The sequence below is a fragment of the Meridianimarinicoccus aquatilis genome (assembly GCF_004358675.1).
In the GTDB taxonomy this organism is placed as follows: domain Bacteria; phylum Pseudomonadota; class Alphaproteobacteria; order Rhodobacterales; family Rhodobacteraceae; genus Meridianimarinicoccus; species Meridianimarinicoccus aquatilis.
The window spans coordinates 1-15870 of the sequence record NZ_SMZO01000068.1 but is presented as its reverse complement, the minus strand read 5'-3'; the positions used below and the strand labels follow the sequence as shown (position 1 = coordinate 15870).

Sequence of the window (15870 nt, the reverse complement as noted above, 5' to 3'; positions counted from 1 at the left end):
GACCCGGGTGCAGCATTGGGGCAGTTGCAAGCGCGGTTGGAACAAGAAGCCGTGGACAAGGCCAAAACTGCCGAGGCCGCCGCGATCCTCGAACGCGAAGCGCCGGATCTAGAAGCCGCGCAAACGCGTGTATCGCGCCTGAGAAAGGCCGAGGAGCAGGCCGCAACCCGGACCGCGACATTGCGTGAAGACCTTGCTGGGCTTGAGGGTCAAATCGGCAGCGCGGCGGATACGGGAACAGATGAAGAACTGGCCGACACCGTGCAGCAAAGGATCGCCGCAGAGGCGCGCCGCGATGCAATCTTGTTTGAAGTTGCTGTTCTCAACCGCCTGCGCGCTGCGCTTGAAGAGGCTCGGGCGCAGGCGCGGGATACCTATGTTGCTCCTGTTACGGCCGAGCTTCGCCCATTGTTGGCCCAGTTCTTGCCGGGGGCGGAACTGGCGCTTGATGCCGATGCGGTTCTGCCCTCAGAGCTTCACCGGGGCGGTTTGGAAGAGCCCTTTGCAGGTTTGTCAGGCGGTATGCGCGAGCAGATTGCGCTGCTGGTCCGGTTGGCTTTTGCGCGAATGCTGGCCCGCGCCGGGCGGGCCGCGCCCGTCATTCTGGACGATGCGATTGTGTTTACCGACGATGCGCGGATCGAGCGGCTGTTCGATGCCCTGACCCACCAGGCACAGGATCTCCAGATCATCGTGTTCAGTTGTCGACAGAACGCATTTCGCAGCTTGCCTGCCAATATCCTGTCGGTCGTACCTGCCGCGTCGGACGGGAGCGCAGCAGGGGACTGACCCGGCTTAACGAGGGGTGCAGCGGGTCTCGGTGCCCTGCGGCATTTCCAGGACGGCGGACCCGTCTTCAAGCGTCAACGTCACGCCGAAATCGCCGTAGAACACCGATGAGTCCGGGGATTGTACTGCATAGGCGACGGTGTCGCCGCGTTCCAATCGCAGGGTTGGAATTTCGGCAGTAAAGCGCATGGTCACGAGTTCATCCGCTGGACTGTTGCCGCATTGCCAGAACACCGTTTCGACGGGGTCTTCCAGCATCCAAAGGGCGGTCAGCTGGCCGGCGCGCATCTCGTATGAGGCGCGCACGCAGTCGGCAAGATCGGCGGCTTTCCAACACTCGTCGCGCCCTTTGATCCAGCCGCGCTGCATCGCACGCAAATTTGCGGCGGCATCTTCGGCCCCGGCATCCAGCCCTGATGCGGCGGCCTGCGCGGCGGCATAGGTGGTTGCCAACCGGCGGTCCAGCGCAGCAAGCGCGGGATCGTCGCAGAGCAGTTCTTCGACGCTGCTTTCGGCCTTTGCGCAATCAAAGGAAGGGCCGTCCTGCGCCGCGGCAGACGTCGCCAAAAACGCCAGCGCCGCCGTGTAAATCCACGCGGCGGCGCTTTTTGTCGTGTTCGAAAAGCTGATCATGTTGGCCCCAGTGTCACGAATCGTGTGACGCCGAGGTTACTCCAATTCGATCAGCAAGTCCTTCGCGTCGATTTGGGCGCCGGGCTGCACATACACAGCTTTGACCGTGCCATCGCGATCTGCATTCAGGGCCGTTTCCATCTTCATGGCTTCAATGGTCATCAACAGATCCCCCTTCTTGATGGGCTTGCCGACCTGCGCCGAAACGCTTGCCACAACGCCGGGCATCGGCGCACCGATATGCGCCGGATTGGTGATGTCCGCTTTCGGTGTTGCGGCTTTGCTTGCACTTGCAGACCGATCGGGCACGCGGATCACACGCGGTTGGCCATTCAGTTCAAAGAACACCCGAACCTCGCCATCCTCGTGGGTCTCGCCAATGGCTTGCAGCCGCACTTCCAGCGTCTTGCCGGGATCAATCTCGACCGAGATTTCGTCGCCGGGTTCCATGCCGTAGAAAAATACGCGCGTGGGCAGGGTTCGGACCGGGCCATAGATCGCGTGGCGCGCCATGTAATCGGCGAACACCTTGGGATACATCAGCGCCCCGTTCAGGTCTTCGTTGTCGATCTCTTCTTCGAAAGTTGCGGCAAGCTCCGCGCGCACAGCTTCCAGATCGGTGGGGGCAAGCGCCGCGCCTGCGCGTTCTGTCAGCGGGGCCTCACCGCGAAGTACCTTTTGCTGGATGCCGGCGGGGAAGCCGCCCGGCGGGATGCCAAGGTTGCCCTTCATCATGTCCACCACACTATCGGGGAAGGACACTTCGACATCGGGGTCTTCAACCTTGGCGCGGGTCAGCCCCTGTGAAACCATCATCAAGGCCATGTCGCCAACCACCTTCGAGGACGGCGTGACCTTAACGATATCGCCGAACATCTGGTTCACATCGGCATAGGTGCGGGCCACTTCGGGCCAGCGATCTTCAAGTCCCAAACTACGCGCCTGCGCCTTGAGATTGGTGAACTGCCCGCCGGGCATCTCGTGCAGGTACACCTCGGAAGACGGGGCCTGCTGGCCGGTTTCAAAGGCAACATACTGGGCACGCACCTCTTCCCAGTAATCCGAGATAGCGCGGACGGCGTCCATCGACAGGCCAGTATCCCGGTCGGTGTGCCGCAATGCTTCGACGACAGAGCCAAGCGTGGGCTGACTGGTGTTGCCTGACAATGCATCCATAGCCGCGTCGACCGCGTCCACGCCCGCTTCGGCGGCGGCAAGGATCGTGGCCCCGCCCAAGCCGCCCGTGTCATGGGTGTGGAAATGGATCGGCAGACCGACCTCTTCTTTCAGGGCCTTGATCAGTACACGGGCTGCGGCGGGTTTTAGAAGTCCGGCCATGTCTTTCAGACCCAGCACATGTGCGCCTGCGTCCTTCATGGCCTTACCCATATCGACATAATAGGCGAGGTTATATTTCGCCCGGTCGGGGTTCAGGATGTCGCCTGTATAACAGATTGTGCCTTCGCACACCTTGTTGGCCTCGATAACGGCATCCATGGCGACGCGCATGTTTTCGACCCAATTCAGGCTGTCGAACACGCGGAATACGTCGACGCCACTGGTCGCGGCTTGCTTGACAAAGGATTGCACGACGTTGTCCGGATAGTTGGTATAGCCCACCCCGTTCGACGCGCGCAGCAACATCTGCGTCATCAAGTTTGGCATGGCCTTGCGCAGATCGCGCAGGCGCTGCCACGGACATTCCTGCAAAAAGCGATAGGCGACATCAAAGGTCGCACCGCCCCAGCATTCGACTGAAAACAGCTCTGGCAGGTTGGCCGCATAGCTCGGTGCGACGCGGATCATATCGATGGACCGCATGCGCGTGGCCAACAAGCTTTGGTGCCCGTCGCGCATGGTCGTATCGGTGATCAGCAGCTTCTTCTGATCCGCCATCCAGTCGGCAACGGCTTGAGGGCCCTTTGCTTCAAGGAGTGTACGGGTGCCGGGAGCCGGGTCAGCAATGGCAGCAGGTGGGCGCGGCGGTGCGATATTGGCAGGGGCAACGCGGCCCTTTGTTTCCGGGTGACCGTTTACAGTGATGTCCGCGACATAGGTCAGGATCTTGGTCGCCCGGTCGCGCCGTGCGGCGAAGTCGAACAGAGCAGGCGTCGTGTCGATGAATTTTGTTGTGTATTCATAGTTCAGGAACGTTGGATGCTTGAGCAGGTTTTCCACGAACGCGATGTTGGTGCTGACCCCGCGAATGCGGAATTCGCGCAGCGCGCGATCCATCCGGGCTATGGCGGCTTCAGGTGTCGGCGCCCAAGCGGTCACCTTTTCAAGCAGACTGTCGTAATACCGGGTGATGACCGCGCCGGAATAGGCGGTGCCGCCATCAAGGCGAATGCCCATGCCCGTGGCCCCGCGATAGGCCGTGATGCGACCGTAATCGGGGATGAAATTGTTCTGCGGATCTTCGGTGGTGATCCGGCATTGCAACGCATGACCGGACAGGGTGATGTCCTTTTGGCTTTCCATGCCGGTCGCCTCGGCAAGGGTCTTGCCTTCGGTGATCAAAATCTGCGCGCGAACAATATCGATACCGGTGACTTCTTCAGTGACCGTGTGTTCGACCTGTACGCGCGGGTTCACTTCGATGAAGTAAAACTCGCCGCTGTCCATATCCATCAGGAATTCGACAGTGCCGGCGCATTGGTAATCCACATGGGCACAGATCTTGCGGCCAAGCTCGCAAATTTCGGCGCGCTGTTCTTCGGTCAGATAGGGGGCAGGGGCGCGTTCGACGACTTTCTGGTTGCGGCGCTGAACAGAACAATCGCGCTCAAACAGGTGATAGATCGTTCCGTGAAGGTCACCAAGGATCTGCACTTCCACGTGACGGGCGCGCAGGATCATCTTTTCCAGATATCCCTCGCCATTGCCGAACGCGGCTTCCGCCTCGCGGCGACCGGCTTTGACTTTTTCTTCCAACTCTTCGGGGTTTTCCACGGGGCGCATCCCGCGCCCGCCGCCGCCCCAGCTTGCCTTCAGCATCAGCGGATAGCCGATCTTTGCGGCTTCGGCGCGGATCACATCAAAATCATCGGCCAGGACATTTGTTGCCGGGATGACCGGGACCCCCGCCTCGATCGCGACACGGCGCGCACTGGCCTTGTCGCCAAGGGCGCGCATCGTTTCCGCTTTGGGACCGATAAAGGCGATGCCATTGGCTTTGCAGGCGTCCACAAATTCCGGGTTTTCAGATAGCAGGCCGTAACCGGGATGGATCGCGTCGGCGCCGCTGGCTTTTGCGACGCGGATGATTTCGTCGATCGACAGGTAGGCGGCGACAGGCCCCATGCCTTCCCCAATCTTATAGGCTTCGTCTGCCTTGAAGCGATGGAGGCACAACTTATCCTCTTCGGCATAAACCGCGACCGTTCGCTTGCCGAGTTCGTTCGCGGCACGCATCACTCGAATGGCGATCTCGCCGCGGTTGGCAATAAGGAGTTTTTTGAACTCTGGCATGTTTGGTTTCCCGTCTGACCTGTATCCGCCAAGAGTTACCGATATTCTTTGCCCATCACAACGGGCCACTGGTAGCGCTGCCGCGCCGCGGCGCAGAAACTGCGCCATGCTGCAAAAAGTGCCTTAATTCCGATCAATCCACAGGAACATTTAGTGAACAATACTTTGCAAGACCCGTGGCTTGGCCTATGGTTGCCCAATGAACACCGATGATGATGAAAATGCTTTCATGGACGGCTATGTCCCCCTGTCACGTCGCGCCATGGGCGCGCGCCCGACGCCCTATCTTGAGGGGCTGAATCCTGAGCAGCGCCGCGCGGTAGAAACGCTGGATGGGCCAGTTTTGATGCTTGCGGGGGCGGGGACCGGAAAAACACGGGCGCTGACGGCGCGGATCGCACATTTGCTGAACAGCGGGCATGCGCGGCCGAACGAAGTGCTGGCTGTGACCTTTACCAACAAGGCCGCGCGCGAGATGAAGGAGCGTGTCGCGCATCTGATGGGGACCGGCGCGGACGGCATGCCGTGGCTTGGCACATTCCACGCGATCAATGTCAAACTGCTTCGCCGTCATGCTGAGTTGGCCGGGCTGAAGTCGAATTTCACCATCCTTGATACCGATGATCAGGTGCGCCTTCTCAAGCAGGTTATCGCGGCACGCGGCATTGATGAAAAGCGGTGGCCCGCGCGTCAACTGGCGTCGTTGATAGATGGCTGGAAGAACCGTGCGCTGACGCCTGCGCAGGTGCCCGTGGCGGACGCCAGCGCGTTCAATAACAAGGGGATTGAACTGTATTCAGATTATCAGTCCCGGTTGCGGGATTTGAATGCGGCGGATTTCGGTGACCTGTTGCTGCACATGGTGACGGTCTTTCAGGCGCATCCAGACCTGCTTGAGCAATACCAGCGCTGGTTCCGGTACATCCTTGTGGACGAATATCAGGATACAAACGTCGCCCAATACCTGTGGCTGCGGCTGCTGGCGGGCGGGCACCGCAACATCTGCTGCGTGGGGGATGACGATCAGTCGATCTATGGCTGGCGCGGGGCCGAGGTTGGCAACATCCTGCGGTTTGAAAAGGATTTCCCGGGCGCCGCTGTAATCCGGCTGGAACAGAACTACAGGTCCACCGGTCACATTCTTGGCGCGGCGTCGGGGGTCATCAAGGGCAATCGCGACCGGCTGGGCAAAACGCTTTGGACTGACCGCGATGGCGGCGACAAGGTCCGCCTGATCGGCCATTGGGACGGTGAAGAAGAGGCGCGCTGGGTCGGTGAAGAGCTTGAGGCGCTACAAGGCGGCACCCGCGGCGGGCGGCCTTACAGCCTTGATGATTGCGCGATCCTTGTGCGCGCCTCGCACCAGATGCGCGCCTTTGAGGATCGGTTCCTGACTATCGGGCTTCCGTACCGCGTTATCGGCGGGCCGCGCTTTTACGAACGTTTGGAAATTCGCGACGCGATGGCCTATTTCCGGCTTGTGATCAGCCCGGCCGATGATCTTGCATTCGAGAGGATCGTGAACACGCCCAAGCGGGGCCTCGGCGACAAAGCCGTGCAAAAGATCCAGCGTGCGGCGCGGGCCAATGGGGTGTCTCTGGTGCAGGCCGCGCAGATCGTGCTGGCGGCAGGCGAGATGTCGGGCAAAGGCAAAACAGAATTGACCCGGTTCCTGTCCCTTTTGGGACTGTGGCACGCTGAGGTGCTTGAAGAAACCCACAACCACATCGAGTTGGCAGAAAAGATTCTGGATGAGTCTGGCTATAAGGAAATGTGGCAGAACAACAAAACGCCAGAGGCACCTGGCCGTCTTGAGAACCTCAAGGAACTTGTTAAGGCGCTTGAACAATTCGAGAATCTGCAAGGGTTCCTAGAGCATGTCGCGCTGATCATGGACAACGAAACCGAAGAGGGCGGCGCAAAGGTCAGCATCATGACCCTGCATGCCGCCAAGGGGCTGGAATTTCCCGCCGTGTTTCTTCCCGGGTGGGAAGACGGGCTGTTCCCCTCGCAGCGGTCCATGGATGAAAGTGGTCAAAGCGGGCTGGAGGAAGAACGCCGCCTTGCCTATGTCGGGATCACGCGGGCGGAAGAATTGTGCACGATATCTTTTGCCGCGAACCGCAGGGTTTACGGCCAGTGGCAATCGGCCATGCCGTCGCGCTTCATTGATGAAATGCCCGAGGCCCATGTGGATGTGCTGACACCGCCAGGGCTTTATGGCGGGGGATACGGCGCTGCTGCCGGGTCAAAGATCGAATCGGCGGCCATGTCGGCCAATGTTTACAACTCGCCGGGATGGCGCCGTCTGCAAAACCGCAGCGGTGCGCGCGGAACAAGCCAGCCACAGGAAAGCCGCGCGCCAGTTATTGATATGCAAGCCGTGTCCGCCTTTGCTGAAGGGGACCGGGTTTTTCATCAGAAGTTCGGGTATGGGGCCGTTTTGGGCACCGAAGGCGACAAATTGCGGATTGCTTTTGACAAAGCTGGCGAGAAGCACGTGGTGTCACGATTTATTACCAGCGCAGACATGGCTGATAACACACCTTTCTAATGTGCCTTTTAATTGCGACATTTTGGACCAAGAAGGGCTAGAAACGCATCGTGAATGTATATATGGATTAGTGCGTCGCGCAATAAACGACCGTATTGGAGGGTAAAATTGAAGTATCTGATCGTAGAGGATGATCCGAACTTACGACTCCTATGGCGGTCTGTACTTGGCGAAATGGGCTGCGACGTCTCCGAGGCAGCTACTCTTGACGAGGCAACATCCGCCCTCGCGTCCCAATCTTTCGATGCAATGATCCTCGATCTGTACCTCGGCCGCGACAGTGGGCTGTCGCTTGCCATGACCGTCGAGACGGAAAATCCGGGCTGCAAAGTTATAATCGTTACCGGTGCAGCAGATGTGAGCGAAGCAAATCTTCGTGCGCAGGCAGCTTCCATCGTGTCCGTCCACAGAAAGCCCGTCGATATCGAAGATCTGATGGGGGTGTGTTCGCGCCTCGCGGCGGCGCCTATCGAAACGGACCGGGCGGCAAACGCCTAAGCTTTTCGTCACATAGCTGAAGAAATACCTAGCCCTGATCACTCTGATCGGGAAACTTTCTGTGCTGCGCTCGTTGGAAAAAAAGCGGCGACACCAGGGAGGAGGAGGGTGCCGCCGCTAAAAACAGAAAGCCCAGGGAGGAGGAGGGGCCTTCTGAACTGTTGGCTATCTGAAACCCGCTAAATTGAGCGTCTTTCTTTCGGCCGTTGAAATATATCTAGCACGATGCTGCAGGTGCACAATGCCTTTGAACGCAATGCAGTTATGCAATTTATGCATGGGTTGCTTTTTCACAGTCTGAACCACCATGTAAGGCTCAATCGGGAACATAAAAGAGAGTGCACAGATGTCGGCCACGAAAGAGCAGATTATTGCCCTTCTGCAGGACATAGCTTTACCCCAGGGCGGCACGCTTGGATCGGCTGATCTATTGCGTGCTGTAATGGTGAAAGACGGAGCGGTTCAATTCGTGATCGAAGCGCCGAGTCCCGAAGCCGCTCGCGCACTTGAGGCGGTCAGCAAAGAGGCCGAGGCACGCGTCGCCGCGCTTGCAGGGGTCTCAAAAGTGTCGGTTGCTCTCACCGCACATGGTCCGGCGCCAACGCGGGCTGCCCCGAAAGGCGATGCGCCCAGTTTGAAGATTGGCCGCCATGCCACGGAAACCAAAGGCCCGCAAAGCGTTCCGGGCGTGGACCGCATTCTTGCGATCGGATCGGGCAAGGGCGGGGTGGGTAAGTCGACCGTTTCGGCGAACTTGGCTGTTGCCTTGGCGCGGCAAGGGCGACGGGTTGGTTTGCTGGATGCCGATTTCTATGGTCCCAGTCAGACCCGCATGATGGGCGTCAGCAAGAAGCCGGCCTCGCCAGATGGCAAGACGATCATACCGCTGACCGCTCATGGGGTCACTGTCATGTCCATTGGCCTCATGGTTGACCCGGATCAAGCCGTCGTCTGGCGTGGGCCAATGCTGATGGGCGCGCTTCAGCAGATGCTGGGTCAGGTCGAATGGGGCGAGCTTGACGTGTTGCTGATCGACATGCCGCCGGGCACGGGCGATGTGCAACTGACCTTGTGCCAGAAGTACAACCTTACCGGCGCCGTTATCGTCTCGACCCCGCAGGATGTGGCGCTGATGGATGCGCGCCGCGCCCTGGAGATGTTTCAGAGATTGAAATGCCCTGTACTTGGGCTGATCGAGAACATGAGCACCCATATTTGCCCGCAATGTGGATACGAGGATCACATCTTTGGTCATGGCGGCGTCGCGGCTGAGGCGGAAAAACACGGCCTTCCCTATCTCGGTGCGCTTCCCCTGAACGTTGATGTGCGCTTGGCCGCAGACAGCGGCACGCCCATTGCCGCCTCGGATGGCCCGCTTTCAGAGCCGTATCAAGCCGTGGCACGGGGGCTGATCGACAATGGGTTTGCCTGACCTCTCAGAGTTGTGATTCGTGGTTTGCCCATGGAAATCCATGGACTTCCCAGCCCGTGCCCCGATCTGGTTCGTCCAGGTCGGGGTTTCGCGTTTCTGCATGATGTGGCCTGACACTAGGGCATAACAAGATATGGTGGTCGAGGGCGTGTCCCCCCTCTTTTCCCATAGATTTCCATAAAAAACCCTTGAGTGGTATCTCGTGCCATGGCATCAAAGTGCCACGGAAGAACGGTTGGGTTCCGCGAGGGGCCAAAATAAAAAATCGGCAGGTTCATACAGGCAAATCGCTTCATCCGGAAAAAAGGATCATCTTGCGCACGAGCAGTCCCCAAGACGCGTAAAAGATGGCCACCCCGTAAAGGGATAGAGGCAATGGCGGGTAAAGCGGTGGCAGCGGCTTTTCCCGCCGTTTCCATGTTCGGGGACGGCACAAAAGGCCGGGGCAGTGACGGAGAAGTTCAGGAACAGTTTCAGGCAGAAAGTTGACGGGAAGGGCCGCGTGTCCATCCCAGCCAAGTTTTGCCGTGTGCTGGAAGCGAACGATCCCAAATATGTCGATGGTCTGACAGCAAAGCTGGTTCTTCTTTTTGGTGATACACGTTCTGCGGTGGTGACTGGTTATTCCGCCGATGGCATCGCCAAGATGGAACAGGTCATCGAGCGCATGCCGCCGGGCAGCCGTCAACGCGCCGCGATGGAATACCTTCTTTATAATGCTGCGGAAGAAGTGGATGTTGATGGCAGCGGTCGCATCGTCCTGCCGCGCAAGGTTCGTGAGAAGCTGGGTTTTACCGCTGATGGCGAGGCGGTGTTCGACGGACGCGGCGACCGCTTTCAGATCCGCAATGCAACCGAACATCAAGACGGCACACCTGCCTGGGTTCAGGATGCCTTGAACGAGCTTGAGCCAGACCAGGATTTCACCGCCTTCCTGCAAGATGCGTGGTCCGAGCCATGACCGATCCCGCCCCGCATCTTTCCGTCCTTCTTGGGCCAATCCTGCACTATGCCGCGCCTGTGACCGGCACTTGGATCGATGGCACCTTTGGGGCTGGCGGGTATGCGCGCGGCTTGCTGGATGCCGGCGCCGACGCCGTTATCGGGGTTGATCGTGACCCCCTTGCGGTGGAAATGGCTGCGCCTCTTATCGCGCATTATGGCGACAGGTTGCGACTGGTCGAAGGCACGTTTTCCGCTCTCGACACGTATACGGCTGTGCCGGTTGATGGCGTTGTTCTGGATCTCGGCGTGTCGTCCATGCAGCTTGACCGCGCCGAACGGGGCTTTTCGTTCATGCGTGACGGGCCGCTCGACATGCGCATGTCACAAGACGGCCCATCGGCTGCGGATATCGTCAACGACGCGCCTGAAGAACTGATTGCCGACATTCTCTATCAATATGGCGAAGAACGCGCATCGCGCCGCATTGCCCGCAAGATTGGCATTGCAAGACGCGAGGCCCCGATCACCACCACTGCCGCCTTGGCCCGGATCGTGGAGTCATGCCTGCCGCGCCCCAAGCCGGGCCAAAGCCATCCTGCAACCCGCAGCTTTCAGGCCCTGCGCATCGCTGTGAACGATGAATTCGGGGAACTCGCCTCTGGTCTTGAGGCGGCAGAACGGGCGCTTGCGCCGGGCGGATTGCTGGCCGTTGTGACCTTTCATTCGTCCGAAGACCGCGTTGCAAAGCGTTTCTTTCAGGAACGGTCAGGCCGGGCAGGGCGCGCGAACCGCTTTGCGCCTGATGCGGGCCAAACCACGGCGCGGTTTGAAATGGTAAAGAATGGGGCCATCGCGCCCGATGCCGATGAATTGGCGGTAAACCCGCGCGCGCGCTCTGCCAAGTTGCGGCTAGCCCGGCGCACGGGTGCCCCGGCAGGGAATGTCGACAGAACAACGCTGGGCTTGCCCCGGCTGGTGTTGGAGGGATGAAATCATGCGCGTGATGATCGGCATGGTACTCGGAGCAATGGTGCTCGGTCTTGCTTTCTGGGCCTATCAAGAAAACTACAGAACCCGTCAGGCACAGTCTGATGTGCGTCAAATCCAACGCGAAATCGGGTTTTTGCAAGAACAGATGACAGTCCTGCGGGCTGAATGGGCCTATCTCAACCGCCCTGAAAGACTGCGGGCCTTGTCAGCTTTGAACTTTGAAAAGCTGGGCCTGTTGCCTATGACGCCTGAGCATTTCGGCCGCCTTGATCAGGTTGCCTATCCGCCGCAGAAACCGATCCTGTCCGCTGCTGTTCCCTCCGATGCTGACTTCCCCGCTGCGACCCCCGAGGTGCAGCCATGACCGAAACACCCCGCCGCCCCCTGCGCCCGCTTGCCCGGATATTGCGCGCCCGCGACAAGGGCGAAAACCCTGACCTGATCGAACGCGAGAACCTCGCGGAGCGTCACAACGCCATGCGCGACCGGTCGCGCCGCCGGGCCGAGGGCCGCATCCTCGTGGTTGGATTGTTCTTCGTGGCGGCCTTCTGCACGGTCGGCGTGCGAATGAGCGCGCTGTCCACTTCTGATCCGGTGGAGCCGCGCTATTCGCAAGGTGGCGCTGGCATTACAAGCGCGCGCGCCGACATCGTTGATCGCAATGGGCGGCTCTTGGCCACCAATGTTGTCACTCAGGCGCTTTATGCCCATCCGAACGAAATGGTGGATATTCCCTATGCGGCGGCTGAACTGGGCAAGATATTTCCCGATATAGATGCAGACGCCTTGGCAACACGGCTGGCCAGTGGGCGCAAATTTGTCTGGATCCGGCGCACACTGTCGCCCGAGCAAATTCAAGCGGTGCATGACATCGGCGATCCCGGTTTGTTGTTCGCAGACCGTGATTTGCGGCTTTATCCCAACGGAACTCTGGCCGCGCATATCCTGGGCGGCGCGCGCTATGGCCGCGAGGGCGTGGGTGCGGCGGAATTGCTGGGCGTCGCTGGGATCGAAAAAGCGTTTGACGATCGCCTCCTTGACCCGGCGCAGCACCACGAGCCGCTTCAACTGTCCATCGACCTGACCGTACAATCCACCATGCGCGAAGTGCTTGATGGCGGTATGCGCCTGCTTGGTGCAAAGGGCGCGAGCGGCGTTCTGATGGATGTGAACACCGGTGAGATCATCTCGATGGTGTCGCTGCCTGACTTTGACCCGAACCATCGCCCGCAACCGCTGGTCAAGGGGGATCAGGCCGACAGCCCGCTGTTCAACCGGGCCGTGCAGGGCGTGTATGAACTTGGGTCCGTGTTCAAGATTTTTGCAGTCGCGCAAGCTATGGAAGAAGGGATCGTCACCCCCACCACCATGGTCGACACCCAGGGCCCTATGGTCAAAGGTCGCCACAAGATCCGCGATTTCCGCAACTACGGCCCCCGACTGTCGGCCACGGACGTGATCGTCAAATCCAGCAATATCGGCACTGCGCATCTGGCGTTGAAGATCGGCGGCCAGGCCCAACGCGAATTTCTGGGGAGTCTTGGGTTTCTTGACCCAACGCCGGTTGAGTTGATCGAAGCCCCGAACGCGAAACCGCTTCTGCCTAGGAACTGGGGCGAGATCCAGTCGATGACCATCTCTTACGGTCACGGCCTGTCCACAAGCCCGGTGCACCTTGCGGCCGGATACGCGTCGCTTTTGAATGGCGGTACCAAGGTTGAACCGACCTTGTTGCGCCAATCCGGGCGCACCCTCGGCCCGCGTGTTGTGTCAGAGCAAACCTCCAAGGCGTCGCGCGACATGCTGCGGGCCGTCGTCACGCGCGGCACGGCCAGCTTCGGGGAAGTGGCGGGATATGCCGTGGGCGGCAAAACGGGCACAGCAGATAAACCCAAACCCACGGGCGGCTATTACAAAGACCGGGTTCTGGCCACATTTGCCGGGGTTTTTCCGGCCCACGATCCGCGCTATGTCTTTGTAATTACAATGGATGAGGGGCACGAGATCGTGAACGGCAAGGAGATGCGCACCGCCGGCTGGACAGCGGTTCCCGTTACTGCAGAACTGATCCGTCGCGTGGCCCCGTTGCTTGGCATGCGTCCCGACGTTGAATCCGACCTTCAATCTGGGCTACGGGAAGCGCGCAACGGCCATTAACGCGCCGTACGTTCACCAGCAGGAGGCACCAGCATGCAAGCCGATCACGCGACGACCAGCCTCCGCGCCCTTGGTTTGCACGCTCAGTCCGGGGAAGACGTCGCGATCAGCGACCTGTGTGTGGACAGCAGGCAGGCCAGCCCCGGCTGCTTGTTTGCCGCTCTCCCCGGTGCCAGCGTCCATGGCGCGACTTTCGCAAAAACTGCCATCGACCAAGGCGCAGTGGCCATTCTGACAGACCGAGACGGCGCGGCGATGCTGCAAGGCGCATTAAGGGGCACGACGACCGCACTGGTCGTGGCCGAAGACCCGCGTCAGGCATTGTCCTATGCTTGTGCTTTATGGTTTGGCGGCCAGCCTGAAACCGTTGTCGCTGTTACCGGCACAAACGGCAAGACCAGCGTCGCCAGCTTCGCGCGGCAAATCTGGGCGGCCTTGGGGCGCGAGGCGGCGAACCTTGGCACCACCGGAGTCGAAGGCGCTTATGCCGCGCCGCTTGGTCATACCACACCTGACCCGATCACACTGCACCGGCACCTTGCTGCGATGGCCGAGGCTGGCATCACGCATTTGGCAATGGAAGCGTCCTCGCACGGGCTGGACCAGCGGCGTCTGGACGGGGTGCGCCTTGCGGCGGCGGGGTTCACCAATCTCAGCCAGGACCATCTTGACTACCACGCCACGATGGAGGCGTATTTCGACGCCAAGCGTGGCCTCTTTGACAGGCTGCTGACCCAGGACGGCATCGTCGTGACGAACCTTGACGATCCGCGCGGGGCGCAACTGGCCGAAGCTTCAACTGCGCGCGGGCAAGAAGTGATCGGCATTGGTACCGACGAAACAGCGCGCCTGCGGATCGAAGGGATGCGCTTTGACGCGACCGGGCAGGACCTGCGCTTTGGTTGGCAAGGCATGTCGAGGCAGGTGCGTCTGAACCTGATCGGCGGGTTTCAGGCGGCAAATGTTCTTGTTGCGGCCGGTCTGGTCATCGCTGGCGGCGAGGACCCTGACGATGTTTTTGCAGTCCTGCCGCGCCTGACCACGGTGCGCGGGCGAATGCAACTGGCGGCAACACGCAGCAATGGGGCGGCAGTGTTCGTGGATTATGCGCACACGCCAGATGCGGTTGCCACGGCGTTGCAAGCGCTTCGTCCCCATGTGATGGGCCGGATCGTTGTTGTGTTCGGCGCTGGCGGCAATCGCGACACCGGCAAGCGCGTGCTCATGGGGCAGGCGGCCGCGGCGCATGCCGATACGGTGATCCTGACCGATGACAACCCGCGCAACGAAGACCCCGAAACGATCCGCGCCATGGTGCGCGAAGGCTGCCCAAGCGCGCTTGAGGTTGGCGACCGCGCCGAAGCGATCTTGCGCGGCGTTGATGCCGTGGGGCCGGGGGACGCGCTGCTTATCGCGGGCAAGGGGCACGAGACCGGCCAGATTATCGGCGATGACGTGTTTCCCTTTGATGACGTGGAACATGCGTCGGTTGCGGTGGCTGCCCTTGACGGGAAACCGGTATGATCCCGCTTTGGACAGCGGCAGAGGCCGCAGCAGCCACAGGCGGAACTGCAACAGGCGACTGGGCCGCTACCGGCCTGTCCATCGACACACGGTCCATTGCGACAGGCGACATGTTTATCGCCCTCAAGGACGTGCGTGATGGCCATGACTTTGTGGCACAGGCGCTTGAAAAAGGCGCGGCTGCGGCTTTGGTGTCGCGCAGGCCCGATGGCGTTGCAGACGACGCGCCGCTGTTGATCGTCGACGATGTGCAAACAGGGCTGGAGGCGTTGGCCCGCGCGGCTCGCGCCCGCACCCGCGCCATGGTTGTCGGCGTTACCGGATCGGTGGGCAAAACATCGACAAAGGAAATGCTGCGCGCAGCGTTGTCCCCATTGGGTCAGGTGCATGCCGCCGAAAAAAGCTTCAACAACCACTGGGGGGTTCCCCTGACGCTGGCCCGCTGCCCTGAAGACGCCGACTTCGCCGTGATCGAAATCGGGATGAACCATCCGGGCGAAATCGCGCCCCTCTCTGCGCTGGCGCGGCCCGATGTGGCAATGGTGACCATCGTTGCCGCCGCGCATCTCGAAGCGTTCCCCGATGGGCTGGTCGGCATCGCCCGCGAAAAGGCGTCGATCTTTACTGGGTTGGCCGAGGGCGGCATTGCGGTTGTGAACGGTGATCTAGATACCACGCAGATCCTTGTTGAGGGCGCAGGCGCATCGCCGATCTTGCGCTTTGGTATGGATAGCGCGTGCGATGCGCGTCTGGCCGAGCTGAAGGTAGACGCCGGACGCACCTTTTTCAGCGGCTGGATCGAAGGGCAGGCGGTCCCAGTGTTTCTGAACACCGCCGGTCGTCACTTTGCGCTGAACGCGCTGGGGGCGTTGACCGT

At 60.3% G+C, this 15870-nt stretch carries 12 protein-coding genes; 10 read left to right on the top strand and 2 right to left on the bottom strand.

Annotation, left to right across the window (positions count from 1 at the left end; translation table 11 throughout):
- Positions 1–789 (top strand): ATP-binding protein (locus tag E2L05_RS20870; protein ID WP_394346569.1); only part of this gene is annotated, 789 nt, incomplete at its 5' end.
- Between the two features lie 6 nt (positions 790–795).
- Here the strand turns inward: E2L05_RS20870 and E2L05_RS18170 are convergent.
- Both E2L05_RS18170 and E2L05_RS18165 read right to left on the bottom strand, forming a co-directional pair.
- Positions 796–1422, bottom strand: a complete 627-nt coding sequence (locus E2L05_RS18170; RefSeq protein ID WP_133344224.1) for a lysozyme inhibitor LprI family protein — start codon at positions 1420–1422, stop codon at positions 796–798.
- A gap of 36 nt (positions 1423–1458) precedes the next feature.
- Positions 1459–4893 (bottom strand): pyruvate carboxylase, encoded by a 3435-nt coding sequence (locus E2L05_RS18165; protein ID WP_133344222.1) that lies wholly within the window; start codon positions 4891–4893, stop codon positions 1459–1461.
- A gap of 199 nt (positions 4894–5092) precedes the next feature.
- Here E2L05_RS18165 and E2L05_RS18160 point away from each other — a divergent pair, with 199 nt between their 5' ends.
- The 9 genes from E2L05_RS18160 to E2L05_RS18120 form a co-directional block, all read left to right on the top strand.
- Positions 5093–7447, top strand: a complete 2355-nt coding sequence (locus E2L05_RS18160; RefSeq protein ID WP_133344220.1) for an ATP-dependent helicase — start codon at positions 5093–5095, stop codon at positions 7445–7447.
- A 108-nt stretch (positions 7448–7555) separates the two neighbouring features.
- Positions 7556–7945, top strand: a complete 390-nt coding sequence (locus E2L05_RS18155; protein WP_165971807.1) for a response regulator — start codon at positions 7556–7558, stop codon at positions 7943–7945.
- Positions 7946–8291: 346 nt separating this feature from the next.
- A complete protein-coding gene (locus E2L05_RS18150) occupies positions 8292–9377 on the top strand; it encodes an Mrp/NBP35 family ATP-binding protein (protein WP_133344216.1) in 1086 nt (361 codons plus the stop codon).
- Positions 9378–9879: 502 nt separating this feature from the next.
- The gene (locus tag E2L05_RS18145; RefSeq protein ID WP_133344214.1) at positions 9880–10338 is read left to right on the top strand and encodes a division/cell wall cluster transcriptional repressor MraZ; all 459 of its coding nucleotides are present in this window, start codon (positions 9880–9882) and stop codon (positions 10336–10338) included.
- Positions 10323–11312 carry a 16S rRNA (cytosine(1402)-N(4))-methyltransferase RsmH gene (gene rsmH, locus E2L05_RS18140; RefSeq protein WP_165971806.1) on the top strand — a complete coding sequence of 330 codons (990 nt, stop codon included), beginning with the start codon at positions 10323–10325 and terminating at the stop codon, positions 11310–11312. The genes E2L05_RS18145 and rsmH overlap by 16 nt, the downstream gene beginning before the upstream one ends.
- Before the next feature lie 4 nt (positions 11313–11316).
- A complete protein-coding gene (gene ftsL, locus E2L05_RS18135) occupies positions 11317–11676 on the top strand; it encodes a cell division protein FtsL (RefSeq protein ID WP_133344210.1) in 360 nt (119 codons plus the stop codon).
- Positions 11673–13469, top strand: coding sequence for a peptidoglycan D,D-transpeptidase FtsI family protein (locus E2L05_RS18130; protein WP_133344208.1), 1797 nt, complete (start codon positions 11673–11675; stop codon positions 13467–13469). Before ftsL ends, E2L05_RS18130 begins: the two co-directional genes overlap by 4 nt.
- A gap of 33 nt (positions 13470–13502) precedes the next feature.
- A complete protein-coding gene (locus E2L05_RS18125; RefSeq protein ID WP_133344206.1) occupies positions 13503–14993 on the top strand; it encodes a UDP-N-acetylmuramoyl-L-alanyl-D-glutamate--2,6-diaminopimelate ligase in 1491 nt (496 codons plus the stop codon).
- On the top strand, positions 14990–15870 hold an 881-nt coding region (locus tag E2L05_RS18120), incomplete at its 3' end, for a UDP-N-acetylmuramoyl-tripeptide--D-alanyl-D-alanine ligase (RefSeq protein ID WP_133344204.1). The genes E2L05_RS18125 and E2L05_RS18120, both read left to right, overlap by 4 nt.

Coding starts and splice junctions, on each gene's coding strand:
- E2L05_RS18165 (WP_133344222.1), bottom strand. CDS start 4,893: ATGCCAGAGTTCAAAAAACTCCTTATTGCCAACCGCGGCGAGATCGCC.
- E2L05_RS18160 (WP_133344220.1), top strand. CDS start 5,093: ATGAACACCGATGATGATGAAAATGCTTTCATGGACGGCTATGTCCCC.
- E2L05_RS18125 (WP_133344206.1), top strand. CDS start 13,503: ATGCAAGCCGATCACGCGACGACCAGCCTCCGCGCCCTTGGTTTGCAC.
- E2L05_RS18170 (WP_133344224.1), bottom strand. CDS start 1,422: ATGATCAGCTTTTCGAACACGACAAAAAGCGCCGCCGCGTGGATTTAC.
- E2L05_RS18150 (WP_133344216.1), top strand. CDS start 8,292: ATGTCGGCCACGAAAGAGCAGATTATTGCCCTTCTGCAGGACATAGCT.
- ftsL (WP_133344210.1), top strand. CDS start 11,317: ATGCGCGTGATGATCGGCATGGTACTCGGAGCAATGGTGCTCGGTCTT.
- E2L05_RS18130 (WP_133344208.1), top strand. CDS start 11,673: ATGACCGAAACACCCCGCCGCCCCCTGCGCCCGCTTGCCCGGATATTG.